The following is a 25020-nucleotide window of genomic DNA, read 5'->3' on the forward strand; positions in this document are numbered from 1 at the left end:
GGGAAAGTATACCTTCCGAGTCCAACCAAACCTATTGATTTCCCTTAAAAAATGCAATTTATTTCCAAAAAACTTTTATTGAATTCATCTTACTCGTATACAATTTAGGATGTATTGGATAAGTTTTTGGACCATCGACATTCAACACTTCGCATACTATCTTTTATCTATCTATTCTTTCCTTTTTTTTACATTAATTGTAAACTTGAATGGAATAATCCGAGTGACCCCAGGACCGATTCGTTTTGGCAAACGCGTTTAGTCAATGAATGGATAGTGGCTCACCCACGCCCGTTTACTCTCAAAGGATCCGTATCCGGCTTAAATACTTCTTCAGTAATCATTCGATCACCTTCTGATGGAAGTTATATTACTGTTTCAGCAAATGGTAATTTTGAAATGTCGGTTTTTGCTTCACCAAAATACATCCAACTTGATTTTCCGATACAACCAAATGATGTTCATTGTATGGTTTGGGATATGGGAACCTGGACAGGAGATGGTTTTATTAATACTAAGATTACCTGTCCATTTGTTAGGACAGTCGTGAATGGAAAAATACTACTGTGGGATAGGTGTACTTTTGGATCTACTTGGAATCCAGATGGAACAAGCATTGGCGTTGGCAAAGGTGATTGTTCCGTTGGATCTCCGCAACCACTTAGTTTTTGTACAGCAACTGATGGATATGATTCATCGACAAATCCAAATGCATGTAATGGTGGGAGTAATACGCAACTTGTGAATATGGGAGCAGTCTATCAAACTTGTGTCTCACGTAATCTGCAAAGTGCATACGCACGAAAAAATTGGAGACTTCCATTTTACCAGGAAATGTTTTCGGTCATTCGTTGCAGTGCAACCAACACCGGAGTCATTACCGGAGAAGATGGGTGTAGTACAGTTGGGGATGCTACTAAATACTCAGGTGCCACGGCCGATCCAGTTCTATTTCCCAATGCACAAGCTGCAAGGTACTGGAGTCCTCAAACCTTTCCGGCCTTAGGTGACCAACAAACCTATATGGTCGATTTCAATATTGGCAACCAATCTTATGAATTTAAAGATGCAACGGGTTTTGTTCGGTGTGTGTCCGAATTATAATTTGGAAATTCATTTTTTGAATTCAATCTCTCTTTTGTAGGGTCAGATTTCACTTAAGGCAAATGTGAAAACGATTTATGCTCTGATCACAAATAAGGCTAATGTCGCAAACAAGTTTGGAAACAGTTTAATCTGTCTTGTCCGATTAAAAAAAGCTCTGTGTAATACTTTGATCCTTTCGAAATCGCAAAAATCTTCAAAATCTTTTCCAGATAGATAATGTAAGTTAGGTGTGTCATACCAGTGGAACGGCATAAGTTCTGTTACGGGTGTTTTCCCGCTGAGAAGGATGGAAGAGCGAATTTGCCAATGAGAAAAGTTCGGAAATACAATGATCACTTGTTTGCCGATTCGCAAACATTCTTTAATGATTTCACCAGGATTTAACGTCTGTTGTATAGTTTGGTTGAGGATGACAAAATCAAAACTATGGTCCAAATGGTGTTTGAGTCCATCGTCAATATCTCCATGATGGACATATAAACTTTTTTTTACGCATTGGATGATACATTTATCATCTTTTTCAATTCCCTGGACACGAACTCCCTTGTTTTTGAGGATTAACATAAGTTCACCATACCCGCAACCAAGATCCAAAACCCTTTCGCCTGGTTTGATCAGGTTCGCAATGTAGGAGATATCAGGTCTGTTTTTTAAATCCAAACCTAGGGCTTCATTCGTATGGATGTTCAAAGGAATACTCCTTCGTCCGTAGAACTTAAAAAATCTCTTAGGATCGAGTCTTGTTGTTCACTTGGTAATAAAAAACTATCATGCCCTGCTGGATTGTTGAGTTCTACAAAACTAACAGGAACTGCATTTACTTCCAAAGATTTTACTATCTCTTCCGATTGATACGGTGGATACAGCCAATCAGAAGTATATGCTACTACCAAAAATCGACATCTCACTTTCGCAAGAACCTTGGTCAGTTCTTTTCCTGTTCCTAAACTAAAATGATCGAGTGCTTTGGTAACATAAATGTATGAGTTCGCATCAAACCGATCCACGAAGGATTCTCCTTGGTAAATCAGATAACTTCCGACCGCAAAGTCTGTGGATTGGATATTTCCTTTGGGTGGTTTACGACCAAATTTTTCTCGCATCATCTCATCACTAAGGTAAGTGATATGTCCCATCATTCGGGCAAGAGCCAGTCCCTTGGAAGGCCTATTTTCTTGGGTGTACAAACCTTGGTTCCAATTGGGATCAGAAAGGATTGCCTGTCTTCCCACTTCATTAAAAGCAATTTGTTGTGCAGAATGTTCGGAAGAAGATGCCATCACAATACAATTTTTAAGTCGATCCGGGTAAGCAACTGACCACTGTAAGGCTTGCATTCCACCCATTGAACCACCAGCAACGGCAAATAATTTATGAATTCCAAAATGGCTGATTAATTTTTCTTGTGCATTTACCATATCCCCTATGGAGACAAAAGGGAAAGTGGATTGGAAGGGTTTTCCATTTTTACCATTAACGGTGAGGGGACCACTTGATCCCTTACAACCTCCGATCACATTGGAAGAAATGATAAAGTAACGATTGGTATCAAAGGCTTTGCCCGGACCAATATAATAATCCCACCAACCAGGACGTTTGTCTCCATCGTGGAATCCGGCTGCATGTGCATCCCCAGATAGTGCATGGCAAACTAGGATGGCATTGTCTTTTTTTTCATTGAGTGTGCCATACGTTTCGTAGGCAATTTCGAGAGGAGTGATGGTTTCACCCCCCTCTAAAGTCAAAGAGTCAAATTGAATACTCTGAGTGTATACGACACCTACGGATCCGTGGGAAAACTCGTTCTGTTCGGAGGTAGGCATAGTCTTAATCAGATATTTTTTAATGCCTCTTCCAAGTCTACCAGAATGTCATCAATGTTTTCAAGACCGACACTCAAACGAACAAAACCTGGAGTGACACCTGCAGAAATTTGTTCAGGACCAGTCAACTGTTGGTGAGTTGTGGATGCTGGGTGTATGGCAAGAGACTTCGCATCACCAATGTTAGCAAGAAGGCTAAAAAGTTCGAGTCCATCAATGAATTTTTTGGCTTTTTCCACTCCGCCTTTGATTTCAAATCCTACGATCGCACCAAAAAGACCACGTTCATGATATTTTTTTGCTGTGGCATAGTTTTTGTCCGTAGGAAGGCCTGGGTAGTTGACCCATTCAATCTTAGGGTGTTTTGATAAAAATTCTGCAACTTTGAGAGCATTGCTTGAGTGGCGTTCCATACGAAGCGGAAGTGTTTCCACACCTTGTAAAATTTGCCAAGCATTGAAAGGAGAAATGGCTGGGCCAAGATCGCGGAGGCCTTGGACTCGAGCTTTTAAAATAAACGCAATGTTCACGCCGCCAAACGGTTCAAACTTGCCAAAGACTTCCCAAAATTTTAATCCGTGGTAAGAAGGATCTGGTTCTGTAAAATTTTTAAATTTTCCGTTCCCCCAATTGAAACTTCCACCATCGATGATGATTCCTCCAATAGAAGTTCCATGTCCGCCTAAAAATTTAGTGAGAGAGTGCACAACAATGTCAGCACCGTGTTTCAATGGGTTCACCAAAAATGGAGAAGGCATCGTGTTATCAATCACAAGTGGAACACCTACTTCTTTTGCGACTTTACTCACTGCTGCAATGTCTAAGGTATCTAACTTTGGATTTCCTAAAGTTTCTGCATAATATGCTCTTGTTTTATCATTCGATGCTTTACGAAAATTTTCAGGATCTGATTGGTCTACAAAGTGAACTTTGATTCCGAGTTTTGGAAATGTATAATGGAGAAGGTTGTATGTTCCACCATATAAAGAGGAAGACGCAACAATTTCTTGTCCTGCTTCTACGATGTTGAGGAGTGCCAACATTTCAGCACTTTGTCCAGAGGCAGTTGCAAGAGCTGCGACTCCACCTTCCAAAGCAGCCACACGTTTTTCTAAAACATCTGTGGTTGGATTCATGAGCCTTGTATAGATATTTCCAAACTCTTGTAGGCCAAAGAGCCTTGCTGCATGGTCCGTATCTTTGAATACATAGGAAGTGGTTTGGTACAAAGGCACGGCTCTCGATGTTGTGGTCGGATCCGGTTCTTGTCCTCCGTGGAGTGCAATGGTTTCTGGTTTAAAATTACGTGGCATAGATTCCCCCGATGGTCCTACCATCCTTGTCTTTACTCTCCTATTTGTCAAGAAAAAATCCAATAAAGCAGAGTCTTGGTTCGTTTTATTGGATCGGTTTCGAAGAGATTATTTCTTATTTTCAGGCCAAAATCTTACGATAATCATCGTATTGTGATGAAGTTTCTTCTGACCCAAGTATTATTTCTGCTTTTCCTTCCTAGTTTTCTTCTATTGGAAGCGCAGGTTTGGGTTCCTACGGGCACAGAATCGAGGAGAGCTTCCGCCTTACAATTCGACGCTGGTGGATCTAGTTTCCAAAAAGACTACTATGGGTATTTTTCTCCCAATTTTACCTACAACCATGGAAACAATTTCGGGTATTCCTTTTCTCTTCCCATCAATGCTCTTGCGGTTGATAAAGAACCACTCCAGCTCGATAGTAAAGCGGGAAAAATTCGAGAGATGGATTACAATAGCAAAAACGATTATTCCCGTGTTTTAAATTATATATCATACGGAACCTACAACCAACAAATTCCAGGTAAGGTAACATATTCAGCTTACACAGGTAAGATGGTCGATGGTTATATTGGTCATGGAACCATAGTCAATAAATACCAAAGTTCTTCTCGGTTTGATTCTTATAATCCTGGAGTGATGGCAGATCTAAATACAGATTATGTTGGTGTTCAGTATTTTGCAAATTCAGTTGTTAATTTTGAAGTGAATGCAGCAAGAGTTTATATCAAACCGCTGGCTATTGGAAAATCTATACTTTCCTTATTTGATAAATCTTCTGATTTGGTATACCTCATGAACTTACGAGGAAATGTCTTGGATGAATCGGGACGTTTGAGCGTAGAGGAAGAAGCTGGTTCCGAAGAATCCAAAGCCAAAAAAACTGAAGAAACTAGAAAAAAGGAAATTCGCCCTTATAATAAAGATTCTCGGATGGAGCTTGTGGATAATGATCCATGGTACAACCGTTTGACGATTGGTTATACCAGAGCCTGGGACCGGGCTGCACCTGTTCAAATGTCTTATAATACCAACGGATCTCCTGTAACAGAAAAGAATTTGGACAATCCCAAAACAACTCAGGTCACGAGAGCTTCTGTTGAGGGGATGGATATTGAATACCGACTTTTAAACCTTCCTTTCGTGGAATTCACACCTTATTTGGATATTAATAAAATCAAAGGATTAGATGGGGCACAAGGAACTCATTACGGAAGTATCTTTCGTTTAGGAACAAAAGATCTTAATATCATACTAAAACCTGAGTTTCGTCAGATGACGGCAAACTATGCTCCTATGTATTTTGATAGTTTTTACGAAGTGGAACGGTTTCAAAAATTTCCAATTTCTGCACCCCTTCGTCCAAAATATGATTATTTAGAAAACCAGTCCAATGCCAAAGTCACTGGTTATTATCATACAATTTATGTTAACTTTTATCACCTTGGATTCGAGTTTGCAGTAGAAGATTATGGTTTAAAAGGCAATAAACGTGTGTTTGCTGCTGCTTATATTCCTTTAGGATCGTCTTTTTTAATGTCATTTTATTACACCAAAAAGGGATATGAGTCACAAGGAAAGGCATTTGATTTAGACAATAACACGCAGGCGGCAGCCGAAATTTCAAAATCCTTTGGTCCCATCGTATTAAGATTACAAAATTATCGAAAGTATTATTTAGATAGTAGTGAAAAGTCTTTTATTAGCATCGATGAAATTCGATTTTTAGTTTCTGGTGGAATTAGTTTCTAATAAACAATTGGTGTAAAAGAGCTGAGAAAGCAAACTCTGTTCTCAAATTGATATTTCCAAGACTAACTCGAGTAAAACTAGATTCTTTAAAAAACAAGAGATCATCAGGTTTCCATCCAGATTCTGGTCCAAAAACAAAAAGAATCTCTTCAAACGATTTTTGATTTTGGCTTAAACTTTCCGCAAAATTTTCTCCTTCGCGATCCAAAATAAGTACCTTTCCCTTCCATGATTTTAAAAAAGGTTTCCAGGTTTCTGATTGGGCCAAATGTAAATCCGGCAGTTTGTAATTTCCTGTTTGGCTTAAACCCGTTTCTAAATAAGAAACTGTATCCTTGGTATAAACAGGAGAGGTCCAATATTCTTTGTTTTTAGATTCTGTTGCATAAAAGGATACAGAGGTTACACCGTAAGCTCCGCTTAGGTGTAATATTTTTTTCCCAGTTTGAGGCCTTGGAAGGGAAAAGAAGGTATGGATTGAAAGTGGTTTTAAAGTGTTTGGAAGAGAATTAAATTTCTCTAAAGTTGTCGAAAATTCGTTAGTTGATTGGATTTTAAAAAGAAAATTACCGGAAAAAGGAATGACCACTTGAATTGTTTCATTCACATCTTTTTTTAAAATGTTTCGGATATGGGAATGCCTTTCATCCGTTAGTGTGACTAGGTGGTTTTGAATTAATTCCTTTTCGTAAACAAGAATCCAATTCAAAATTCAAATCTCAAAACTAGGTTTTGTTTCTGGTTGTGATTCTTCTCTAGGATCCACAGGGTTTGGTTCTGGATCCAATTCCATCTTGGGGTTTTGGAATTGTTCTTCTATGATTGGATCAGGTTTTTGTGATTCAGAAACAGTAGACCATTTCCAAAAATACAAAAGTAGAATTACAAATAGGAGAATCGGGATCAAACGAAATTCTCTTTTTTTCGGCCCTTGTTTTGACTTTAAATAATCAATGGGAGCATAAAGCAAATCAAGGATTAGGTCTTTGTAACTTTGTAATGAAGGTTTGAATTGAAAAGAGGGGATCTGCTCCGATGCAGAAAAATCGTCAGCTGATTCTAAATCGGGAACAAAAGTAAAACGATGAGAACAAACGGGACATTGTACCAAAATGGTTCCCTGTGTAGCAGGGAACCGTAACATCGTGGAACAATTCGGACATTGTTTAACGAGATTCAATTAAGAACCTGTTGTTCTTAGTATTTTAAAGAACTCTTCAATGCTTCAACGTTCTTCTTGTAATGCTTATTAGAATCGCGATCGTTATAATCGAAAAGTTTTGTAAACAATTTGTCGAAGTAGTCCAAGTTCTTGAAGTAGAATTGTTTTTTGAAATTATTTCGAATCGGGTTTGTTTTTGTATTCTCTACATTTGATAGAATGTATTTACCAACACCTTTTTCCGAAGGAGTTTCTGGAGTTCCCCAAACAGGATAGTCATCATGTTGGTAGAAGAGCTCAATTTTATCGTTGTGCGCAGGTGTACCATTTGGTGCAACATCAGCAATTACAGAGATAATTTTGTCTTCTAAAACAAAGTTGTTTTGGTAAATATATGTTCTAACTTTTGTAATGTTACGTGGTTGTTCTTTTCTTGGATCTGGATCAGCGTTGTTTGCACCTTCAAAAAAGAGTTCCATCTTTTTGAATTTTGCACCTAAGTTTTTTCCAGAACGTCCATCTTCACTTCCCACAAAGTCAAACACTTCTAAATGCAAACAAGTGTTATCTTGTGCTTCTTGTTTGTCAGTTGCTTCACATCTTTCTCCGTCAGCACTTGGTTTTCCTTTGTAAAGGACAGTGCGGTGAGGAAGAGTTCTCACTTTCATTTTAAATAAAACTGTGTGCAAACGAAGGCGTTTGTTCACTTCAGAAATATTATCATCTAGTTCTTTTTCTGTCTCAGTGATGGACTTACCGGATTGGGTAGGGTCAATTCCTGCAGAAGTAGAACCTGTTTCCGAGCTACCAGTTTGAGCGAAAACCCCAAAGTTGAGCAAAAGGATGGGGAGAATTAATTTTATTTTCATGTCCGAATCTTCCTAAAAGGTTAATTTGAAGGATACCAAAGAACGACCAATGGTCGTAAACAACTATCCTGTAAAAATTATCGGTAAATCACCAGGAAGATTGAAGCCGAAACTCTTACTTTTTAGCGTTTCCAACCAAAATCTGGGAAGGAGTCCAAATAAAAAGAAATTTCGGGAGCGGACAAAAAGTCCTCTTTTTCCCAGTTTTGGGTGATCCAACGGCGTTCGACGTAATCGCAATAATCCTTAAGGTTCCGTCCTGAGGCTCCATCCAAAACCTCTGCCAATTTTTGGCGTTCATTTGGTTTCAGTTGTTTGGCATAACCTTCCAAAATTTTACTGCGTTCTTCTTTGTTTGGCAAAGGAAAGTAGATCTTTCGGTCAAACCTTGACAAAAGGGCCGAATCGAGGTCGGTTTTTCGGTTGGTGGCACCAATGGTAATCGTGCCGCTCCTCTCGGCAAATCCATCTAGTTTGCGTAGGAGGACACTCAATAGGTTCCTTGTGGCTTCAAACAACCCGTCTTCTCTAGATGTGGCAAGGGAATCAATTTCATCTAAAAAGAGCATACATTTGGGAAATAAGGCTGCCGCATCAAAAACCATGGCCAAGTTCTGGGAAGATTCCCCATAGTATTTACTTAAGATCGATTCGATGGGCACATAGACCATCGGAACCCCGCAAAGGTGGGAAACAATTTTTGCCATGCTTGTTTTTCCCACTCCTGGTTCACCTTCAAAGAGAACTGCTCGAGGGAGATTCTGGCTTGGTTTTTTACGGGTAAGTTTGGTGATTTCAAAAAATGGTTCCGGTTTCAAAACAGGAAAGACCAAACTCTCTAAAATTTGTGCCTTCACTCCATCGTAACCAAAAACAGAATCAAACCCCAAATCGTTTCCTTTGGCTTTTTCTAAGTGAGGGTCATACACTTCGGCCCCTAGTTGGTGGAGGAGGATCCTTGGGTCTCTTGTTTCTGTTCCATCTGCCTTTAAAAATTGGAAGAGACTGACACAGGTTTGGATTTCTTTGGTGGAAAAATCTCCATGTTTGGAACATTCCAGTTTTAAATCCGATTTGAAAGAAAATCGAATCCGAAATTTACCCGAAAGGTTCTTTTGTGGTTCAAAGAGATTTTCGTTTAGTGTTTGGATGCTGATATATCCTTCTTCAAAATTATAAATGCGAAAGTTTTCAATATAATTTCTGATAATTCCCAAACAGTCCAAAATACGGTCTTTACTCGCATTTTCTGTGCGAAACCGAAACAAGGTTTCTTCTTTTTCCTGAACAAACTGGTAGTTGGCATTTTTTAGTTCCGATGCAAAGAGTTCTTTCGCTTTAAAATAATCCAGATGGGACTGAGAATTGGACATAAGGAACAAAATACGGAACTTTCCCTTTTTTTTCAAGGAAGGATTTTGATTTCCACCGACGAATAGATTGGAGAGGTTGCAAAGATATGGGTGAAGGTTCACTATCACAAGAAGACATAGACGCTCTACTCGGCGGATTTAGTGGAGGAGGAAATGCTCCTGCTGCTGGCGGTTCCGGCGGAGGTGGCGGTGGTCTTGATGATTTGGATGCTCTCGTCGGAGGTGGTGGTGGAGATGACAACGGTCCATCTTTTGCCGACATTGCCGCAGCCTTAGGCCCAAGTGCCACTCCCAGTCCAACAAGGTCTGCTACCAAATCACAAGGTAGTCCAGGAAATAATACTGCCAATCTTAACTTACTTTTAGATGTTACCCTTCAACTCACGATTGAACTAGGACGAACCACGATGTTCATCAAGGATGTTTTACAACTGACCGAAGGTACTGTGGTTGAGTTAGACAAAAACATTGGAGAAGAACTAGATATCTTAGCCAACGGCAAATTGGTTGGGCGCGGAAAACTCATCATCCTGGATGATTATTACGGAGTTCAAATCACTCAAATTGTAGATCCAATGGAAAGACTGGGTGGACCAGCTTTTTTATAATCCAATCAACATTCGCCAAGTGACTTGGTGAGTCGGTATCTCGATGGACTTTGTATCTCCTTATTCATTGATAAAGATTACCAATCCTTCCGAAGAATTACAAACGGAACTTTGGGACCTCCTCCATACATATAGTGTTTCCAAGTTAGGTGACCCAAACCTTGAAAAAAAAGAATTTTTTGCCATCCTTGTTAAAGAGGAAGAGACTCTTGTTGCAGCCTCTCTTTGTTATTTGTTCTTTAAAGGTCTAAACCTCCAACTCCTTTGGGTGGCTGAAGAAAAACGAGGAATGGATTTAGGAACTAAATTACTAAATCAAATTGAAAAGGAGGCCAAAACTCTTGGGGCCACGCTTGTGTTTGGATATTCATTCGGTTTCCAAGCTCCGAAGTTTTATTTAAAACTGGGATACGAAGAAGTAGGGATGATTCCCAATTACCCGGAAGGGCAAAATTGTTATTTCCTCTGCAAAAAATTGACATCCGATTCTCCTTGACAACGTTTCCATTCTTACCAATCTGTTCTCTATGTTAACTCTAGCCATTGTGTAGACCGCCAAAACGGTGAACTTGTTTTGGATACCCCGCCTAAATTCAATTAGGAGGCGGCTATCTTCGCACAGGCGGTCTATTCCTCTCATCCACTGTTTTGGTTCCTCTTTTTGTTTTGCCGCAAAAACTGGATATGGTACGTGAATCCGAACGATCAAAATTTCAAAAGTTCTCAAAGAAAAAACGTTTTGATGATGAAGACGAAGACTTTTCGTCTCTAAAACCGAAAATCAAATCTCATCGATTCCGTTCTGATGTAGATGAATTTCGTTGTGTCGAATGCAAACAAATGGTTTTTCCTCCTGGGTTTGGAACAGACCAAAGAAACCATTGTCCGAATTGTTTGACGAGTTTGCATCTGGACAATTCTCCTGGTGACCGTGCTGCCACATGTGGAAGTAAGATGGAAGCCATTTCCATTTGGGTGAGAAAAGGGGAATGGGTGATTTTACACCGATGTAAGGGATGTGGAGTGATCCATGCCAATCGGATTGGGCCAGATGATAACGAGGCACTTCTTGTTTCGCTTGCTGCCCAAGCAATGGCAAAACCAAGTTTTCGATTGTTTAGAGAAAATCCGGTGGACGGTCCACCGGATGACAAATGTTAAACTATTGTTATGGCATTTAAGGATTGTCCTACTATGCTTTTGGTTTTTTCCCTTCTGTTAGGTTGGCAATGAGGGTTGGTAAATTCATCACATCCGCAGGGATGAGGATTTCCGTATTCTCTTTGGCAACATTGAGGAAGTTATGGATAAATGCCTTTGTGATTTGGAGTTTGATCGCAGAGGCACCACCTTGTTCAGAGATGGAACCTGCAATGGCTTCAATCCCTTTTGCTGTTGCTACAGCAAGGGCTTCAATCTCTGTTGCTTTTCCTTCGGCTGAGTTAATCCTTCTTTGTTTTTCCCCTTCCGATTTGTTCACTGCTTCTTCTTTAAAACCGAGGGAGCGGTTGATTCTCGAATCTCTTTCCCCTTCGGAAAGAAGCACTTGCGAACGTTTAGCGATTTGTGCTTTCTTTTCTTTTTCCATCGCATCAAGAACCGATTTTGGTGGAACAATATTCAAAATTTCATAACGATTGACTTTGATTCCCCAAGGTTCCGATGCTTGGTCAATGGCTGCTACAATCGTAGAATTGATTAGGTCTTTTTCTCCAATCGTTTTGTCTAGTTCCATTGTTCCAATCACTGAACGCATTGTGGTTTGTGCAAGTTGGATGGCTGCAAATTGGAAATCTTCGATTCCATAAGAGGCACGAACTGGATCGATGATTTTTAGATAAATCACTCCATCCACCTTCACCTGTACGTTGTCATGTGTGATACAAATTTGTGGTTGTACGTCAATTGATTGTTCTTTGAGAGTATGGTAATACGCATCTCGATCAATGAAAGGGATGAGGATATGAAATCCTGCTCGTAAACTCCTAGAATATTTTCCCAGTCGTTCCACAATGAGAACATCCTGAGCTGGGATGATGCGGATGCAGCGAAAGATTTTATAAACCAAATAAATGGCAATAATAGACCAAAAGGCTAAGTATACAAATTCCATACTATTCTCCTACCTGAGGGATTTTGGTTGTGATTTTGGAAAGGCCTTCAAACACTCCACCAATGTTTGCTAAAGTTTCTGGAACCACTGTGGTTTTGGAAGTTTTCAAAATTTGACCGAGAGCATCCAAGTATTCTTGGGTGATTTGTAAACTGACAGCTTCTTTTCCACCTTTTTTACTAATGGCTTCGGAGATGAGTTGTAATCCTTTTGCAGTGGCATTGGAAATGAGAGTGATCTCTTGCGCGCGTCCATCCGCTTCATTCACCAATCGGATTTTTTCCCCTTCGGAAATATTAATCGATTCTTGTCTTTCTCCAACAGAATGATTCACCCGAGCTTCCTTTTCTCCTTGGGAGATGGTGATCTCTGCTCGCCTTTCTCTTTCGGATTTCATTTGGTTTTCCATCTCGAGAAGGATTTGTTTGGGTGGAGTGATATTTCGAATTTCGTACCTTGTGACTTTGATTCCCCAAGGATCAGTGGCTCTATCAATATTGGAAACCACTCGTCCATTGATTTCATCTCTTTCTGAAAGTAAGTTATCAAAAATTAATTTTCCAATTTCAGAACGAAGTGTGGTTTGTGCAAGTTGGGTTGTTGCCAACATAAAGTTATCGATTCCGTAAGATGCTTTTTCTCCATCGATGACTTTTAAATACAATACCCCATCCACTTCTACGGATACGTTATCCCTTGTAATACAAACTTGTGGATCAATATCGATGGTTTGTTCTTTTAGATTTTGGCGATAACGAATTTGGTCTACAAACGGAATCATAAAATAAAATCCCGATTTCAAAACCCCATTTAATACACCTAATCTTTCTTTAACATAAACACTTTGTTCTGGAACAATGATAATTGTCTTTTTGATGATATAAACAATGACCAAAAATACAACAATGACGGTCGCGCCCATAGTTTCTCCTTTGTGACGTTTGACCATACGAGATGAGGAAAAAGAGAAAAGGGTTTTTTGAATCTCTGTAAAAAAAAATGAAATCTTTTGTTTATGAATCCACTCGTTCTACGGTAAAAGTCAGATTTTCCCGAGATAAAATTCGAACATAGTTTCCTTTGGTTATTTTGGAATCGTTAGAAACAGCATCCCAAAGGGTACCTTGGAACCTTATTTTTCCTCCGTGCCTTTGCACTAAAATATCAGTTTCTACAGGCACAATTTGGTTTAAAAAATCATCTTTGACAAAAGGATCTACAGAAGATTCTGATTTAAAAAAACGTCGGACGGCAGACCCACCCAGAAGGATAGAAACCAAACTCGAAACCACCCAAACAACCACTTGGGAATAAAACTCCATTGGTACGAGACGAGCCAGAATCCCAGTAAAAATGGCTCCAATTCCTAAAAACATCACAAAGGTTCCCGGCAAAAGGAATTCCGAAAACAAAAGTGTGAGCCCAAGAAAAATCCAGACATAAGGTGAGTTTGTGAAAATAAAATCCAAAAGAAACCTCTAAAGAATAGGAACAATGGATTCTAAGCAAAGGCAAGAAAAATAATACTTTGATTTCGGAGGAAGGGTTAGAACCTGTCTTGTGTGAAACGAATTTTTTTCATCTTAGTCGGAGTTTTACTCGTCCTCCAATTTTTTCCCATCGATCGCTCCAATCCTCCCGTCAAAGCAGAGATCCAAACCAGTGCAGAGACCAAAGAAATCTTGAAGCGTAGTTGTTATGATTGCCATTCGAACGAAACAATTTGGCCAGCGTATTCCTATATTTTTCCCGCATCCTTACTCATTTCCCACCATGTGGAAGAAGGAAGAGACGAATTAAATTTTTCCGAGTTTGGACTTCTAACGCAAAAAAAACAAAACAAAAAGATCTATGAAATTTGGGAACAAGTTGAGGAAGGTGAGATGCCTCCCAAAGACTATCTATTGTTACACCCAAGTGCTAGGTTATCTGACAAAGATAAAGAAATCTTAAAACAATGGTCGGATCGTTTTAGTGAGGATTCGGAATGAAAGAGAAAAAATTATGGGGTGGTCGTTTTGACGCACCACCTTCATCTCTGATGATTCGCATTGGTGAGTCGATTAGTTTTGATAAAGAACTGTATGCGCACGATATTGAAGGTTCCATATCCCATTCTCGAATGTTAAAACGTATTGGAATCCTTACCGAATCGGAACAAAGAAAAATTGAAACCGGTCTTGGGCAGATCAAAAAAGAAATCGATTCTGGAAAGTTTGAATTCAAAATCGAAAACGAAGACATTCATATGTCTATCGAATCTCGCCTAACGGAGCTTTTGGGAGATTTAGGAAAAAAACTACATACAGGTAGAAGTCGAAATGATCAGGTCTCCCAGGATGTTCGTTTGTATATCAAGGCGGAAGTGGAATCCATTTTAGTTTTACTTTTGGATTTACTTGGTGCTTGGATCGGAAAAGCAGAAGCCCATACTAAAACCATCATCCCTGGATACACCCACTTACAAATTGCCCAACCCATTCGAGCTTCTCATTATTTTTTATCTCATTTTTGGGCCAATGTTCGGGACTTCGAAGATTTTTTAGGCGCTTACGAAAGAGCGGATGAACTAGTATTAGGTTCTGGTGCTCTTGCAGGTGTCAATTATGCCACTGACCGAGACTTTATGAGAAAAGATTTGTCTCTTTCTCGGATTTCTGAAAATTCAATGGATGCCGTAAGCCAAAGAGATCATATTTTTAAATTTCTTTTTGCAGCTTCTCAATTTATGATCCATGTCTCTCGTTTCTGTGAAGAGATCATTTTATACACTTCCCAAGAGTTTAGTTATTTTAAATTGCCTGACCACTTGACTACTGGTTCTTCCATTATGCCACAAAAGAAAAATCCAGATGTGGCCGAACTCATTCGGGGGAAGGCGGGACGAGTGATCGGAAGTTTGACTCATTTGTTTGTAATGCTAAAAGGTACTCCTTTATCGTATAACAGAGACTTTCAAGAAGACAAACTCCCGTTATTTGATACAGTCAAACAGGTCAAACTGAGTATCGAAGGGGTACGTGATATGGTTATTGGGGTCCAAGTGTTTCCTGAAAATGCTACCCGTAGCCTTCGTTCTGGATTTTCTACAGCAACAGACCTTGCCGACTGGCTTGTCAGTGCCAAAGGAATTCCATTCCGTTCTGCCCATGAAATTGTGGGAGAGTTGGTCAAACACTGCTCGTCCAAAGGGTATGATTTGTTTACGATTCCTAGTGGAGAGAGGGGCCAAATCCATGCGGTACTCACAGATCCTGGGTATGAAGCGGCCATTTCTCTAGAAACTTCTTGTGATAAAAAAGATGTGATGGGAGGAACCTCACTTCTTCGTCAAAAAGAACAAATCAAACGAGCCAAGGCAAAGGTAAACGAATTGACCAAAAAGCTAAAATCGATAGAATCCAAAGGTAAAAAATAAATATGAAATCCAGTGTAATGAACAAACTCTCTTATTTTGCCTTTTTCTTTTTGGCTTTAACCCAAACCGTTTTCTGTAGTGACCAAACATTTAAAAAAATCACTTATGAACCTGTATCTTATTCACCTTCCAAAGTGATTGTCAAACGCCAAGATGCCACCTCGGTCAAGTTACCGGAAAAACCTGCCATTTATGCTGTGTTGGCAACTACTTCTGGCGATTTGGTTTTAGAACTTTATGATACTGCCGCCCCCAAAACGGTTCAGAACTTTATCGACTTGGCCCAAGGCGAAAAAGATTTCAAAACCGACAAAGGCACTGAAAGAAGGCCTTATTATGACGGATTGAAATTCCACCGAGTCATCGAAAACTTTATGGCCCAAGGTGGTTGCCCAAGAGGAGACGGAACAGGTGGACCTGGATTTCAGATAGAAGATGAAATCAACGGAAAGGCACTTGGACTTGATAAAGTCAAAATCAAAGACGCACCACAATACCAATCCCAACTCCAACGAGCTGTCCTAGCGGAATTTAAAATCCAATCGAGAGCTGAGTTTGAAGAGAAACGAACAGAAGTAGAAAAAGCTTACCAAGAAGCAATGGAATTACCAGTATTAGAAGTTTTACACCGTGTAGGATACCGATACAACGAAGTTCTGCCAAGCAAAAGAGCTGTTCGAGGGGCCTTGGCCATGGCGAATGCAGGTCCCAATACCAATGGATCCCAGTTTTTTATCAACCAAGTGGACACTCCGCATCTCGATGGACTCCATACAGTATTTGGATTTTTAGTTTCTGGATACGATGTACTTGACCGAATCATTGAAAAAGGAAATCTACAGACAACCATCCGTAAGGTTGTCATCATCGACAAACGCCAATGAACTACTTAGAAGGCATCGAAGTCATTCAAAAATACACATCCGGTTCCTCGGTGGAACCGGTGTTAAAATTCATTATGACCATTCCGCATAATGAAGAAGCTTTTGCGAATGCACTCGATGAAATCGGGGGAATCAATCGTTACCCCGATACCTTTGTCGGTCTCCTTAGTTTTATCAGTTTTATTTTGGGTCAAAAATCAAAAATGGCCCAACTTTATGAAACGGCCTTGGAACGGTATGAATCCTTAAACCAGGTCACTTCCAAACGTCGCCCCACCGAAGAAGAATCTAAGATCAAACGAACGTTAACTGATTTTATCCTAAAAATTGAAAAGGTATTCGAAATCCAAGATCTTACGGATGAAAGTTTGGTGAAGGAACTAAATCGTTTTGTTTCCGAAGCCAACCTGTATGGGGTCACCGAAAACGAGATCAAAAACCTAAAAGTTTCCTCCAAAACAGTGGCCCTTGTGGAACCCCATTTGGACAAACAAAGAGAAAACTACTACCAATACAAAAAATTGAGTTCTATCATGACAAGACTCATCCGCATTGCTGACTACATTTTGGCTGAGGCTAAAATGGGTACCGGTTAGTCGCTTTTTATGTCCTAAAAATTCTTTCGAAAATTCCAAATCTTGCCGAAATCTTAAACTGTATGCGGTCTCTCCGAAACTTCGTGATTTTAGGAATTCTTTTGGTAGATTCTCTTTATGCATTTCCTGACAGGGATGCCAGGGGGGAACGAATTGATAATTTTGTCTCTCTCCAGTCTAAAATCAGCTTGTCCTTAACGAAAAGAAGTTACCAAGCCGGAGAAAGAGTTCCGCTCACTTTTACCGTGACGAATACGGGAAAAGAAGTGGTTCGTATCTTTCCTTCCTTTGATTTTCGTTATTCTTTCCAAATCATTGTGAAAGATGAAAATGATAGAATCCTCACTCCCATCGAAGATCCCGAGTTTCCAGATCCGGTTCTCAAACGAAGAACCACCATTGTCAATTTGGTGGGCGATGAAAATAAAGAAGTGAGCCTTCACAGAAACGAATCCTTTTCCAAAACCATTTATTTGGATGAACATTATAGTTTTTTACCTGACCAAAAATTCTATGTAACTGGTTACTTTTATCCCAATTATACTGAAGATAAATCAGCCTTCCTTCGTTCCGGGAATACTTTGGGATTTCTATTTCAAAATCCCAAAGCAGAAAGAAGGGAAACCGTCACCCGCCAAATTACGGAAAACGGTGGTCTTTCTCCAGAAGAGACCATTTTCCTGTTTCTTGGAGCGGAGATGAAAAAACGATGGGAATACCATTTTAAGTGGATCGATTTTTCCGAATATATTTTGGCTTATGATCGATTCAGCAGTGCCTATACCGAAGCTGGACTTGGGGAACGCGAAACGATCATCGAAGACTTTAAAGAGTATTTGACGGAGACACCCTCCGGTGTTTTAAAATACTTTAAGGTCATGAACGTGGACTATCCATCAAAACGAGATGCCCGTGTTCAAGTTTATGTAGAAAGAATGATGGGTCGGTTCAAAACAAGGTACGAATATATATACACCTTGCGACAAGAAGAAGGAAGCCGAGTTGGATTTTGGCAGATTAAAAACTTACTCGTAAAGGTAAAAAAATGACGGAAATCCTTTCCCAAGACGAAATTGATGCCCTGTTAAATGCCATCTCCTCAGGAGAAGTTTCCGAGGATGAATACTCTTCGGTTGGGGAACAAAAGAAAGTCAAAATCTACGACTTCAAACGTCCGGATAAATTTTCAAAAGACCAAATTCGTACACTCCAGATGATGCACGAGACCTTTGCCCGTTTGGCAACAACTGGTCTGTCTGCGCAGCTTCGTGCTCTCGTTGTGGTGCACGTGGCTTCCGTGGACCAGTTGACTTACGAAGAATTCATTCGTTCCATTCCAAATCCAACAACCCTTGCCGTCATCAATATGGACCCCCTTCGTGGATCGGCGATTTTAGAAATCGATCCATCCATTTCCTTTACAATCATCGATCGTCTGTTTGGTGGTAAGGGGGAATCTTCCAAGGTCAACCGAGAACTTTCCGATATCGAGTTATCGGTAATGGAAGGGATCATTGTTAGGATTCTTGGAAACTTAAGAGAGTCCTGGTCCACGGTAATTGACCTGCGCCCAAGACTTGGAAACATCGAAACAAACCCACAATTCGCACAGGTAGTTCCTCCGAATGACATGGTGGTATTAATTACCCTCGAAACCAAAGTGGGGGAGGTGGAAGGGATGACGAACCTTTGTATTCCCTACATCACGATTGAACCCATCATCAATAAACTTTCTGCCCAGTATTGGTATTCTTCGATTCGTAAAGGGGAAGTGGATGAAAACCGTGCCGTCATCCAAGAGCGACTCGACCAAGTCAAAATTCCTCTGATTTCCGAAGTGGGAAGTGTGGATATTTCTCTGAATGATCTCATGAACTTACATGTAGGAGATGTGATCAAACTAGAAAACACTCCAATCAAAACCGACCTTATGGTAAAAGTAGGGGATCGCAGTAAGTTCAAGGCCACACCGGGTCGCGTGGGAAACCGTCTTGCCATCCAAATTGGTGATAGCATCGAGGACATTCCGGACGAACTTCTTGGATCCACAAGATCGGAACAAGAATACTAGTTCTTCGCTAAACGACCTTTATGCGAACGGACCAATCATGGGATATTTTTTTCCAATGCTAACTCGTTTCCTCTTTTCGTTAGCCATTTTTTGTTTCTTCTCCGGAAGTATTTCGTTAGATGCCAGATCCAAAAAAACTATGGAGAAACAAATTAAGAAACCAGTCAAGGTTCGCCAAACAATTGTTCTGTCTATTGATGGATTTCCTGCTTACTACTGGTCGGATCCAAAGTATCGTTCTTATTTCCCCCATTTAGCTGAACTATTTCAGAAATACGGTGTTTCCGAAATCACTACAGTCAATCCTACTGTGACTTATCCGGCTCATACCTCAATGGTAACCGGAAAAGATCCCGCCGAACATGGAATTTATAACAATACTTTGTCTGATCCTTTTGAGAAGAATGATGGGGGATGGATGTGGTATACAGAAGACATCCAAGTTCCCACCCTTTGGGATTTGGCCAAAGAAAATCACAAAAAAACTGCCAATGTTTTTTGGCCTGTTACCGTTGGTGCCAATATCGATTGGAACCTCCCTCAATATTGGCGAAAAAAAAATCCAGAAGATGATAAACTCCTCCGAGTGCTTTCTACAAAGGATTTGCACAAAGAGGCCGAACTTGCCGTTGGATTTCCGTTAAACGATGTATCCAAAGATGAAGTGAAACTAAATACTGCCACTTGGCTTTTTCAGAAAAAAATGCCGGATTTGATGTTTGTTTATACCACGGATTTGGATACAAACCATCACGGATTCGGTCCTGGGTCTGAAAAGGCTTTGTCTCGGTTGGTTGAACTAGACCAAGTTATCTTTTCTTTTTTACAATCCGTCAGAGCCTTTACTCCGAAAGGGCCTGCGATTGTGATGGTTTCTGATCATGGATTTTTTTCAGCCGATGTTGTTTGTGCCCCCAATGTGATCCTAAAACAAAAAGGGTATATTCTGGATGAGGCAGGTACTTACCAACTAACTTTTAAGAGTTCTGGTGGGACTGCCATCCTTTTGCCTGGAACCAATGCCAATGTTTCTACCGAAGAAATAAATTCCATTGTTTCAGAAGTTTTAACTGCCTGTCCTGGAGCGGAATGGGTTCCAACAGCTACCAATGAAAAGTTAGGTGAAATGACAAACTCATCTACTGAATCCGAAGAAAATCCTATACTCCAAAAAAAAATCCATCCGAAAACTTTGGGAATTTTTCGTACGAACGGACCAATGTTTTTTAGTGGTACGAGAAAAGGGGACGTGTTTACCAAATCACAAATCAAAATACACGGACACGGATATTGGAATACAAACCCCGAGATGAAAACCATTGGCTTTGTTTATGATCCAGCTGGAAAAAAACATGACTTTCAATCGGTGAAAGATGTGTATGGAATTGTAAAAGACATCTTAAATCTGAAAGAAAAGAAAACCAATGGGCCTCGTGTGCCACCCTTGCACACAAAGCCTGATCCAAATTGAAATCGATTTGAATCGATTCCGATGAAAGGGTTCTTCTTATTTTTTTAGTAAACTAAGAATGGCCTCTCCCACCGCTTTTGCTGATTGCGGGTTTTGTCCTGTGACAAGTCTTTCGTCCACTTCTACATGACTACTCCAAGGTGCTGATTTGGAATACTTCCCACCCGCTGCAATCAGTTTGTTTTCCAAAAGAAAGGGAACGACACCTTCTAGTTTCACAATCTCTTCTTCTTCGTTGGAAAATCCATTCACTCGTTTGCCAGCAATGAGGTTTTTACCATTGGACAAAGTGACATTCACAAGTGCCGATGGGCCGTGGCAAACTGCTCCGACAATTCCTCCCGATTCATAAATGGATCTTGTAAGGTTTTGGAGTTCTTTGTTTTCAGGAAAGTCCCACATAGTTCCATGCCCACCGGCAAAATAGATGGCAGAGTAGTCACTGATTTGAATCTCTTTTGGTGTTTTTGTATGGATGCGCTTTTTTTGGTAAACTGGATGGTTCCAGAATTCTTTGTTTGCCGGGTCTTCTAAATCAAACCCATCGACAGGTGGTTCGCCTCCTTTGGGACTAACCAAATCCATTTCCACTCCGGCATCATGTAAAACCTTCCACGGATGAGAAACCTCTCCTAAATGATAACCAGTGGAACCAGCATTTCCTTTTTCTCCGTGGCTTGTTAATACAAATAAAACTTTTTTCATACGATCCTCACTTCGTTTGCAGTTTTTAAATACTGCGATAGGAAAATTTTTTCCCTCTCGTTTTTTTAGACAATGAAAACTAGATATTAGAATAATGATGGTGCTGATAATTTGATATTAAAAAATTAATACCAATATGAACCCCATCGAATTGTACCAAAGTTTTTATTGTATTTACCGGGAGCGGAATTTAACAAAAGCAGGGAAAATTCTTGGACTTTCCCAACCGGCTCTCAGTTTGCATTTACAATCATTGGAACGACACAGAAAGGAAGTTCTGTTTCGCCGCACTTCCAGAGATTTAATTCCAACTGATGCCGCCAAACGGTTGTATGTTCAGATTGCAGGTCCGATGGAAGAACTAGAGCGAATCGAAAAGACAACCAAACCAAAAGAAAAAATAGAAAGACTTCGCATTGGTTCTGCCAAAGAAATTTTTTTAGAAAAAGTTTTGCCGAATCTTGCCAAGATGGAAACGAGTTTTTATGTCCGCTATGGGCATCCGCAGGAACTAATGGAGGCGTTAAGAAAACAAGAGATTGATTTTGTGATCAGTAACCAGAAGTTAAACCTTCCAGGTCTGCATTATCAAGAACTGTATAAGGAAACCTTTGGATTGGTTGTATCTAAATCCATTCGTTTGGATTCCCATTTTCCCTTTCGCGGAGAAACCGAACCAAAAATCGAAATGATAAAATCATGGATGGAAAACCAACATTGGATTGTGTATAGCGAAGACTTTGCCATTGTTAGGCGGTTCTGGAAGGTAAACTTTGACTCCAGACCAAAAATCAAAGAATACTCAGTGATACCAAACCTTCATGATATTAAGACAGCTATCGAGATCGGGAAAGGGATTTCTGTTTTACCGACTTATTTGCTTGGAAAAAAAACTTCTCTGTATATAAATGAAAAGAACTGTCAGGGTTTTGAAAACCAACTTTATCTTGTGAGTCGAGAGATGAAACCTCAGTCTTTGGAGGGAATTTACCAAAGACTCAAAAGTTGGTTGGAGGAGGAGTCGATTTGACTAATGTTTTTTCCAGTGGATGCATTCCCCTGGGCATTCATCCATTTCCTTTTGCACTTTTTTTTCGTCTTCGTCTGGGATCATCGCATCATTGATGGATTCACCTCCGATATGAGTTTGGGAAACATCATCCTCATCCATCATAAAGTATTTCGGCATATTATCAGCACATTGGTTGCAAGAAGTACAATTGTCTTTGTCTACATAAGCTTTTCTCATGTTTGGTCCTCTGTTTTGAGTTTATAATATAAAATGATCGATACAAAAAAAATAGTGACTGCGTTTGCGAGAATGATGGGAAAATCAGATTTTAAAATTCCGTAAATAAACCATAAGAGCACACCTAAAAAAAACATAATGTACATGTTTCGACTGATGTCTCTGGTTTGTTTGGTCATCACCACACGGAGCACTTGGGGAAGAAAGGATACTGTCGTTAAAAAGGCAGCGATATAACCTATTAGATTTTCCATTTAGGCTTTGTACTCTCGTTTCACTATGGTTTTGACACCACCCCGAACATTATAATCCCCCACCACCTTGACATACATGGGATTCACAGCCAAAACAAAGTCTTCGAGGATTTTGTTCACAACGTTTTCATGGAAAATTCCTACATTACGGTAAGACATCATGTATTCTTTCAGTGATTTGAGTTCTACGCATTTATCCCTTGGGATATAATCGATATAGATGGTTCCGAAGTCGGGAAGGCCTGTTTTGGGGCAAACAGCGGTAAATTCGGGGATGGTGAATTCGATATTGTATTCTTTGCCAGCATATACATTGGCAAACCATTCGATTTCCGGGGTTTTCCAGGACGGGATATGGTCTTGTTTGTCCTCGTAAGAAGATTCTGATTTTTTTTCCGACATTTGTTTACCCCGACAATTGCAAAATTATTTTGGAATCATCCCATGAAAAGTGATAAAAAAATTGCAGTCGTCGATTTCGGCGGTCAATACGCTCACCTCATTGCTTCCCGAATTCGTAGGCTCGGAGCCTATACGGAAATTCTTTCCAATGAAGAACCTCTCTCTGTTTACGAGTCCTATGCTGGAATCATTCTATCAGGTGGCCCTAGTAGTGTTTATGAAGCTGGAGCTCCGCTTTTACCAGATGGATTTTTCAAAACATCAGTTCCCATTTTAGGAATCTGTTATGGCCACCAATTGTTAATGAAGGCTCTCGGTGGAGAGGTGGTTTCTTCTAATTCAAAAGAATATGGCCCCGCCATCTTAGAAATTCAAAATCCAAATTCATTTCTTTCTAAGTCACTTTCTCCCAAAACAAAAGTTTGGATGAGCCATGGGGATGAAGTGGTTCGTATGCCGGACGGATTTCAGATAGTAGCATCATCAGATAATTGTCGTTATGCGTTTGTTTCTAATGAGTCTAAAAAACAATTTGGCATTCAGTTTCATCCAGAGGTGACACACTCTGAGGAAGGGGAAGTTTTACTTCGGAACTTTGTGAATCTTTGTAATGCTGGGTCCAGTTGGAGTATCTCACAGTTTCTAGAAGAACAAATCTCTGAACTTCAAAAGAAAGTCCCTGTTGGTAAAAATGTATTTTTACTCGTTTCCGGGGGTGTGGATTCTTCCGTTGCCTATTTACTTCTAGCGAAAGCTCTTGGGAAAGACCGAGTGAAGGGGCTCCTTGTGGACACAGGTTTTATGCGTAAAAACGAAGTGAAGGATCTTATGGACAACCTCCACCACGTCGGATTTGACCTTACCATTTGGGATGAAAGTGAGATTTTTTATCAACACCTCAAATCTGAATTTGAACCAGAAAGAAAACGTCGTATTGTGGGAGATCTTTTTTTAGAAGCACAAAGTAAGGCGACTGATTCTCTCGGATTGGATTCGGAACATTGGCTTCTTGGCCAAGGAACCATTTATCCGGATACCATTGAATCTGGGGGAACCAAACATTCGCATAAAATCAAAACCCACCACAACCGTGTTCCTCAAATTGAAAAACTCATCGAAGAAGGTAAAATCATCGAACCCATCGCTGATTTGTATAAAGATGAAGTGAGAGAACTGGGTAGACTTCTTGGACTTCCTGAACGATGGATTGAAAGGCATCCTTTTCCGGGACCAGGACTTGTGGTGCGAATGATTGCAAGCCCAGAAACAAAACCACCGGTCATCGATTTTTCTGATTTGGCTCTTTCTAAGAAAAATGCAGAAGTCAAAATTTTACCAATTCTTTCCGTAGGGGTCCAAGGTGACCAAAGAAGTTATGCCCACTGTGCAGTGTTAAATGACTTTTCTACCAATTGGAATGAGTTAGATGAATGTGCTGTCGAAATCACTAATTTTAAAAAAGAAATCAATCGAGTGGTTTTTGCACCAGGGATCAGTCAATTTAATGGATCTTTTCATTATACCAAACTGAAATTAGATAAAGAACATTCGGATATTTTGAGAGAAGCCGATGCCATTGTGAACAGAATCCTTTATGAGGAGTCTATCCATACATCTATCTGGCAAATGCCTGTGGTTCTTGTTCCTGTCGGTTTACGCGCAAATTCTTATGGGGTAGTGTTACGTCCAGTCGAATCAACAGAAGCCATGACCGCCAACTTTTATGCGATGGATCGAAAGATTTTAGAACGAATCACCAAGGAATTGTTAGCTTTGCCTCAAATTTCTTTGGTGTTGTATGATCTCACTCACAAACCACCGGGAACGATTGAATGGGAGTGAAATTAGTA

At 40.1% G+C, this 25020-nt stretch carries 28 protein-coding genes; 14 read left to right on the forward strand and 14 right to left on the reverse strand.

The genetic code is table 11. The features are described from left to right. Positions 1-276: 276 nt before the first annotated feature. Complete coding sequence (locus EHR01_RS03445) at positions 277-1104, forward strand: Lcl domain-containing protein (protein WP_244309962.1); 828 nt, start codon at positions 277-279, stop codon at positions 1102-1104. A gap of 75 nt (positions 1105-1179) precedes the next feature. Here EHR01_RS03445 and metW read toward each other — a convergent pair whose 3' ends face one another. The 3 genes from metW to EHR01_RS03460 are packed head-to-tail and all read right to left on the reverse strand — an operon-like array spanning position 1180 to position 4243. Then, positions 1180-1797 carry a methionine biosynthesis protein MetW gene (gene metW, locus EHR01_RS03450; RefSeq protein ID WP_004788834.1) on the reverse strand — a complete coding sequence of 206 codons (618 nt, stop codon included), beginning with the start codon at positions 1795-1797 and terminating at the stop codon, positions 1180-1182. Then, positions 1794-2930 (reverse strand): homoserine O-acetyltransferase MetX, encoded by a 1137-nt coding sequence (metX, locus tag EHR01_RS03455; RefSeq protein ID WP_135693187.1) that lies wholly within the window; start codon positions 2928-2930, stop codon positions 1794-1796. Before metX ends, metW begins: the two co-directional genes overlap by 4 nt. 8 nt (positions 2931-2938) lie before the next feature. Then, entirely contained in the window at positions 2939-4243 is a 1305-nt protein-coding gene (locus tag EHR01_RS03460) for an O-acetylhomoserine aminocarboxypropyltransferase/cysteine synthase family protein (protein ID WP_135693188.1), read from the reverse strand. 156 nt (positions 4244-4399) lie between these two features. Between EHR01_RS03460 and EHR01_RS03470 the strand changes: the two genes are divergently transcribed. Next, positions 4400-5995 carry a hypothetical protein gene (locus tag EHR01_RS03470; RefSeq protein WP_135693190.1) on the forward strand — a complete coding sequence of 532 codons (1596 nt, stop codon included), beginning with the start codon at positions 4400-4402 and terminating at the stop codon, positions 5993-5995. On the opposite strand, the gene EHR01_RS03475 is transcribed toward EHR01_RS03470, so the two are convergent. From EHR01_RS03475 to EHR01_RS03490, 4 genes are all read right to left on the reverse strand, one after another. Further along, on the reverse strand, positions 5985-6704 hold the full coding sequence (locus tag EHR01_RS03475; RefSeq protein WP_135693191.1) for an RsmE family RNA methyltransferase: 720 nt from the start codon (positions 6702-6704) through the stop codon (positions 5985-5987). The genes EHR01_RS03470 and EHR01_RS03475 overlap by 11 nt on opposite strands. Before the next feature lie 3 nt (positions 6705-6707). Then, positions 6708-7139, reverse strand: a complete 432-nt coding sequence (locus EHR01_RS03480) for a hypothetical protein (RefSeq protein ID WP_135693887.1) — start codon at positions 7137-7139, stop codon at positions 6708-6710. 53 nt (positions 7140-7192) lie between these two features. Next, a complete protein-coding gene (gene fcpB, locus EHR01_RS03485) occupies positions 7193-8026 on the reverse strand; it encodes a flagellar-coiling protein FcpB (protein ID WP_135693192.1) in 834 nt (277 codons plus the stop codon). Positions 8027-8148: 122 nt separating this feature from the next. Next, the gene (locus EHR01_RS03490) at positions 8149-9399 is read right to left on the reverse strand and encodes an AAA family ATPase (RefSeq protein ID WP_208721740.1); all 1251 of its coding nucleotides are present in this window, start codon (positions 9397-9399) and stop codon (positions 8149-8151) included. An 86-nt stretch (positions 9400-9485) separates the two neighbouring features. Between EHR01_RS03490 and fliN the strand changes: the two genes are divergently transcribed. The 3 genes from fliN to EHR01_RS03505 all read left to right on the forward strand — a co-directional run bounded on the left by fliN (position 9486) and on the right by EHR01_RS03505 (position 11168). Continuing rightward, positions 9486-10007: a flagellar motor switch protein FliN gene (gene fliN, locus EHR01_RS03495; RefSeq protein WP_135693193.1), complete on the forward strand. Its 522-nt coding sequence runs from the start codon at positions 9486-9488 to the stop codon at positions 10005-10007. Positions 10008-10050: 43 nt separating this feature from the next. Further along, positions 10051-10503: a GNAT family N-acetyltransferase gene (locus EHR01_RS03500; protein ID WP_135693194.1), complete on the forward strand. Its 453-nt coding sequence runs from the start codon at positions 10051-10053 to the stop codon at positions 10501-10503. Between the two features lie 188 nt (positions 10504-10691). Beyond that, the gene (locus EHR01_RS03505; RefSeq protein ID WP_208721729.1) at positions 10692-11168 is read left to right on the forward strand and encodes an RNHCP domain-containing protein; all 477 of its coding nucleotides are present in this window, start codon (positions 10692-10694) and stop codon (positions 11166-11168) included. Between the two features lie 31 nt (positions 11169-11199). On the opposite strand, the gene EHR01_RS03510 is transcribed toward EHR01_RS03505, so the two are convergent. From EHR01_RS03510 to EHR01_RS03520, 3 genes are all read right to left on the reverse strand, one after another. Then, positions 11200-12120: an SPFH domain-containing protein gene (locus tag EHR01_RS03510; protein WP_135693196.1), complete on the reverse strand. Its 921-nt coding sequence runs from the start codon at positions 12118-12120 to the stop codon at positions 11200-11202. A gap of 1 nt (position 12121) precedes the next feature. Further along, entirely contained in the window at positions 12122-13042 is a 921-nt protein-coding gene (locus tag EHR01_RS03515; protein ID WP_004789303.1) for an SPFH domain-containing protein, read from the reverse strand. A gap of 91 nt (positions 13043-13133) precedes the next feature. After that, a complete protein-coding gene (locus tag EHR01_RS03520) occupies positions 13134-13589 on the reverse strand; it encodes an NfeD family protein (RefSeq protein ID WP_135693197.1) in 456 nt (151 codons plus the stop codon). Between the two features lie 93 nt (positions 13590-13682). Between EHR01_RS03520 and EHR01_RS03525 the strand changes: the two genes are divergently transcribed. The 7 genes from EHR01_RS03525 to EHR01_RS03555 all read left to right on the forward strand — a co-directional run bounded on the left by EHR01_RS03525 (position 13683) and on the right by EHR01_RS03555 (position 20560). Then, positions 13683-14111 carry a heme-binding domain-containing protein gene (locus EHR01_RS03525; RefSeq protein WP_135693198.1) on the forward strand — a complete coding sequence of 143 codons (429 nt, stop codon included), beginning with the start codon at positions 13683-13685 and terminating at the stop codon, positions 14109-14111. Next, a complete protein-coding gene (argH, locus tag EHR01_RS03530; RefSeq protein WP_135693199.1) occupies positions 14108-15538 on the forward strand; it encodes an argininosuccinate lyase in 1431 nt (476 codons plus the stop codon). Before EHR01_RS03525 ends, argH begins: the two co-directional genes overlap by 4 nt. Before the next feature lie 17 nt (positions 15539-15555). Beyond that, on the forward strand, positions 15556-16422 hold the full coding sequence (locus EHR01_RS03535) for a peptidylprolyl isomerase (protein WP_425269974.1): 867 nt from the start codon (positions 15556-15558) through the stop codon (positions 16420-16422). Beyond that, complete coding sequence (locus tag EHR01_RS03540) at positions 16419-17018, forward strand: hypothetical protein (RefSeq protein WP_135693201.1); 600 nt, start codon at positions 16419-16421, stop codon at positions 17016-17018. Before EHR01_RS03535 ends, EHR01_RS03540 begins: the two co-directional genes overlap by 4 nt. A gap of 62 nt (positions 17019-17080) precedes the next feature. Beyond that, on the forward strand, positions 17081-18067 hold the full coding sequence (locus EHR01_RS03545; protein ID WP_135693202.1) for a hypothetical protein: 987 nt from the start codon (positions 17081-17083) through the stop codon (positions 18065-18067). Next, positions 18064-19089: a flagellar motor switch protein FliM gene (gene fliM, locus EHR01_RS03550; RefSeq protein ID WP_002974265.1), complete on the forward strand. Its 1026-nt coding sequence runs from the start codon at positions 18064-18066 to the stop codon at positions 19087-19089. The genes EHR01_RS03545 and fliM overlap by 4 nt, the downstream gene beginning before the upstream one ends. 55 nt (positions 19090-19144) lie before the next feature. Then, complete coding sequence (locus EHR01_RS03555) at positions 19145-20560, forward strand: alkaline phosphatase family protein (protein ID WP_244309964.1); 1416 nt, start codon at positions 19145-19147, stop codon at positions 20558-20560. Between the two features lie 36 nt (positions 20561-20596). On the opposite strand, the gene EHR01_RS03560 is transcribed toward EHR01_RS03555, so the two are convergent. Beyond that, on the reverse strand, positions 20597-21265 hold the full coding sequence (locus EHR01_RS03560) for a type 1 glutamine amidotransferase domain-containing protein (protein WP_135693204.1): 669 nt from the start codon (positions 21263-21265) through the stop codon (positions 20597-20599). A 136-nt stretch (positions 21266-21401) separates the two neighbouring features. On the opposite strand from EHR01_RS03560, the gene EHR01_RS03565 reads away from it, so the two are divergent. Next, a complete protein-coding gene (locus EHR01_RS03565) occupies positions 21402-22295 on the forward strand; it encodes a LysR family transcriptional regulator (protein ID WP_135693205.1) in 894 nt (297 codons plus the stop codon). Here the strand turns inward: EHR01_RS03565 and EHR01_RS03570 are convergent, their stop codons facing one another. The 3 genes from EHR01_RS03570 to queF are packed head-to-tail and all read right to left on the reverse strand — an operon-like array spanning position 22296 to position 23170. Next, on the reverse strand, positions 22296-22514 hold the full coding sequence (locus EHR01_RS03570) for a ferredoxin (RefSeq protein WP_100719354.1): 219 nt from the start codon (positions 22512-22514) through the stop codon (positions 22296-22298). Next, entirely contained in the window at positions 22511-22768 is a 258-nt protein-coding gene (locus EHR01_RS03575; RefSeq protein ID WP_135693206.1) for a SemiSWEET transporter, read from the reverse strand. The genes EHR01_RS03570 and EHR01_RS03575 overlap by 4 nt, the downstream gene beginning before the upstream one ends. Beyond that, entirely contained in the window at positions 22769-23170 is a 402-nt protein-coding gene (gene queF, locus EHR01_RS03580; RefSeq protein ID WP_135693207.1) for a preQ(1) synthase, read from the reverse strand. Between the two features lie 42 nt (positions 23171-23212). On the opposite strand from queF, the gene guaA reads away from it, so the two are divergent. Continuing rightward, positions 23213-25012, forward strand: coding sequence for a glutamine-hydrolyzing GMP synthase (gene guaA / locus EHR01_RS03585; protein ID WP_135693208.1), 1800 nt, complete (start codon positions 23213-23215; stop codon positions 25010-25012). Positions 25013-25020 lie beyond the last annotated feature (8 nt).

It is taken from the genome of Leptospira mtsangambouensis (genome assembly GCF_004770475.1).
Lineage (GTDB): Bacteria > Spirochaetota > Leptospiria > Leptospirales > Leptospiraceae > Leptospira_A > Leptospira_A mtsangambouensis.

Coding starts and splice junctions, on each gene's coding strand:
- EHR01_RS03575 (WP_135693206.1), bottom strand. CDS start 22,768: ATGGAAAATCTAATAGGTTATATCGCTGCCTTTTTAACGACAGTATCC.
- EHR01_RS03510 (WP_135693196.1), bottom strand. CDS start 12,120: ATGGAATTTGTATACTTAGCCTTTTGGTCTATTATTGCCATTTATTTG.
- EHR01_RS03560 (WP_135693204.1), bottom strand. CDS start 21,265: ATGAAAAAAGTTTTATTTGTATTAACAAGCCACGGAGAAAAAGGAAAT.
- metX (WP_135693187.1), bottom strand. CDS start 2,930: ATGCCTACCTCCGAACAGAACGAGTTTTCCCACGGATCCGTAGGTGTC.
- EHR01_RS03505 (WP_208721729.1), top strand. CDS start 10,692: ATGGTACGTGAATCCGAACGATCAAAATTTCAAAAGTTCTCAAAGAAA.
- EHR01_RS03460 (WP_135693188.1), bottom strand. CDS start 4,243: ATGCCACGTAATTTTAAACCAGAAACCATTGCACTCCACGGAGGACAA.
- guaA (WP_135693208.1), top strand. CDS start 23,213: ATGAAAAGTGATAAAAAAATTGCAGTCGTCGATTTCGGCGGTCAATAC.
- EHR01_RS03490 (WP_208721740.1), bottom strand. CDS start 9,399: ATGTCCAATTCTCAGTCCCATCTGGATTATTTTAAAGCGAAAGAACTC.
- EHR01_RS03500 (WP_135693194.1), top strand. CDS start 10,051: ATGGACTTTGTATCTCCTTATTCATTGATAAAGATTACCAATCCTTCC.
- EHR01_RS03570 (WP_100719354.1), bottom strand. CDS start 22,514: ATGAGAAAAGCTTATGTAGACAAAGACAATTGTACTTCTTGCAACCAA.
- EHR01_RS03535 (WP_425269974.1), top strand. CDS start 15,556: ATGAACAAACTCTCTTATTTTGCCTTTTTCTTTTTGGCTTTAACCCAA.
- EHR01_RS03470 (WP_135693190.1), top strand. CDS start 4,400: ATGAAGTTTCTTCTGACCCAAGTATTATTTCTGCTTTTCCTTCCTAGT.
- EHR01_RS03540 (WP_135693201.1), top strand. CDS start 16,419: ATGAACTACTTAGAAGGCATCGAAGTCATTCAAAAATACACATCCGGT.
- argH (WP_135693199.1), top strand. CDS start 14,108: ATGAAAGAGAAAAAATTATGGGGTGGTCGTTTTGACGCACCACCTTCA.
- EHR01_RS03545 (WP_135693202.1), top strand. CDS start 17,081: ATGCGGTCTCTCCGAAACTTCGTGATTTTAGGAATTCTTTTGGTAGAT.
- EHR01_RS03555 (WP_244309964.1), top strand. CDS start 19,145: ATGCTAACTCGTTTCCTCTTTTCGTTAGCCATTTTTTGTTTCTTCTCC.
- fcpB (WP_135693192.1), bottom strand. CDS start 8,026: ATGAAAATAAAATTAATTCTCCCCATCCTTTTGCTCAACTTTGGGGTT.
- fliN (WP_135693193.1), top strand. CDS start 9,486: ATGGGTGAAGGTTCACTATCACAAGAAGACATAGACGCTCTACTCGGC.
- EHR01_RS03565 (WP_135693205.1), top strand. CDS start 21,402: ATGAACCCCATCGAATTGTACCAAAGTTTTTATTGTATTTACCGGGAG.
- queF (WP_135693207.1), bottom strand. CDS start 23,170: ATGTCGGAAAAAAAATCAGAATCTTCTTACGAGGACAAACAAGACCAT.
- EHR01_RS03480 (WP_135693887.1), bottom strand. CDS start 7,139: ATGTTACGGTTCCCTGCTACACAGGGAACCATTTTGGTACAATGTCCC.
- EHR01_RS03515 (WP_004789303.1), bottom strand. CDS start 13,042: ATGGGCGCGACCGTCATTGTTGTATTTTTGGTCATTGTTTATATCATC.
- fliM (WP_002974265.1), top strand. CDS start 18,064: ATGACGGAAATCCTTTCCCAAGACGAAATTGATGCCCTGTTAAATGCC.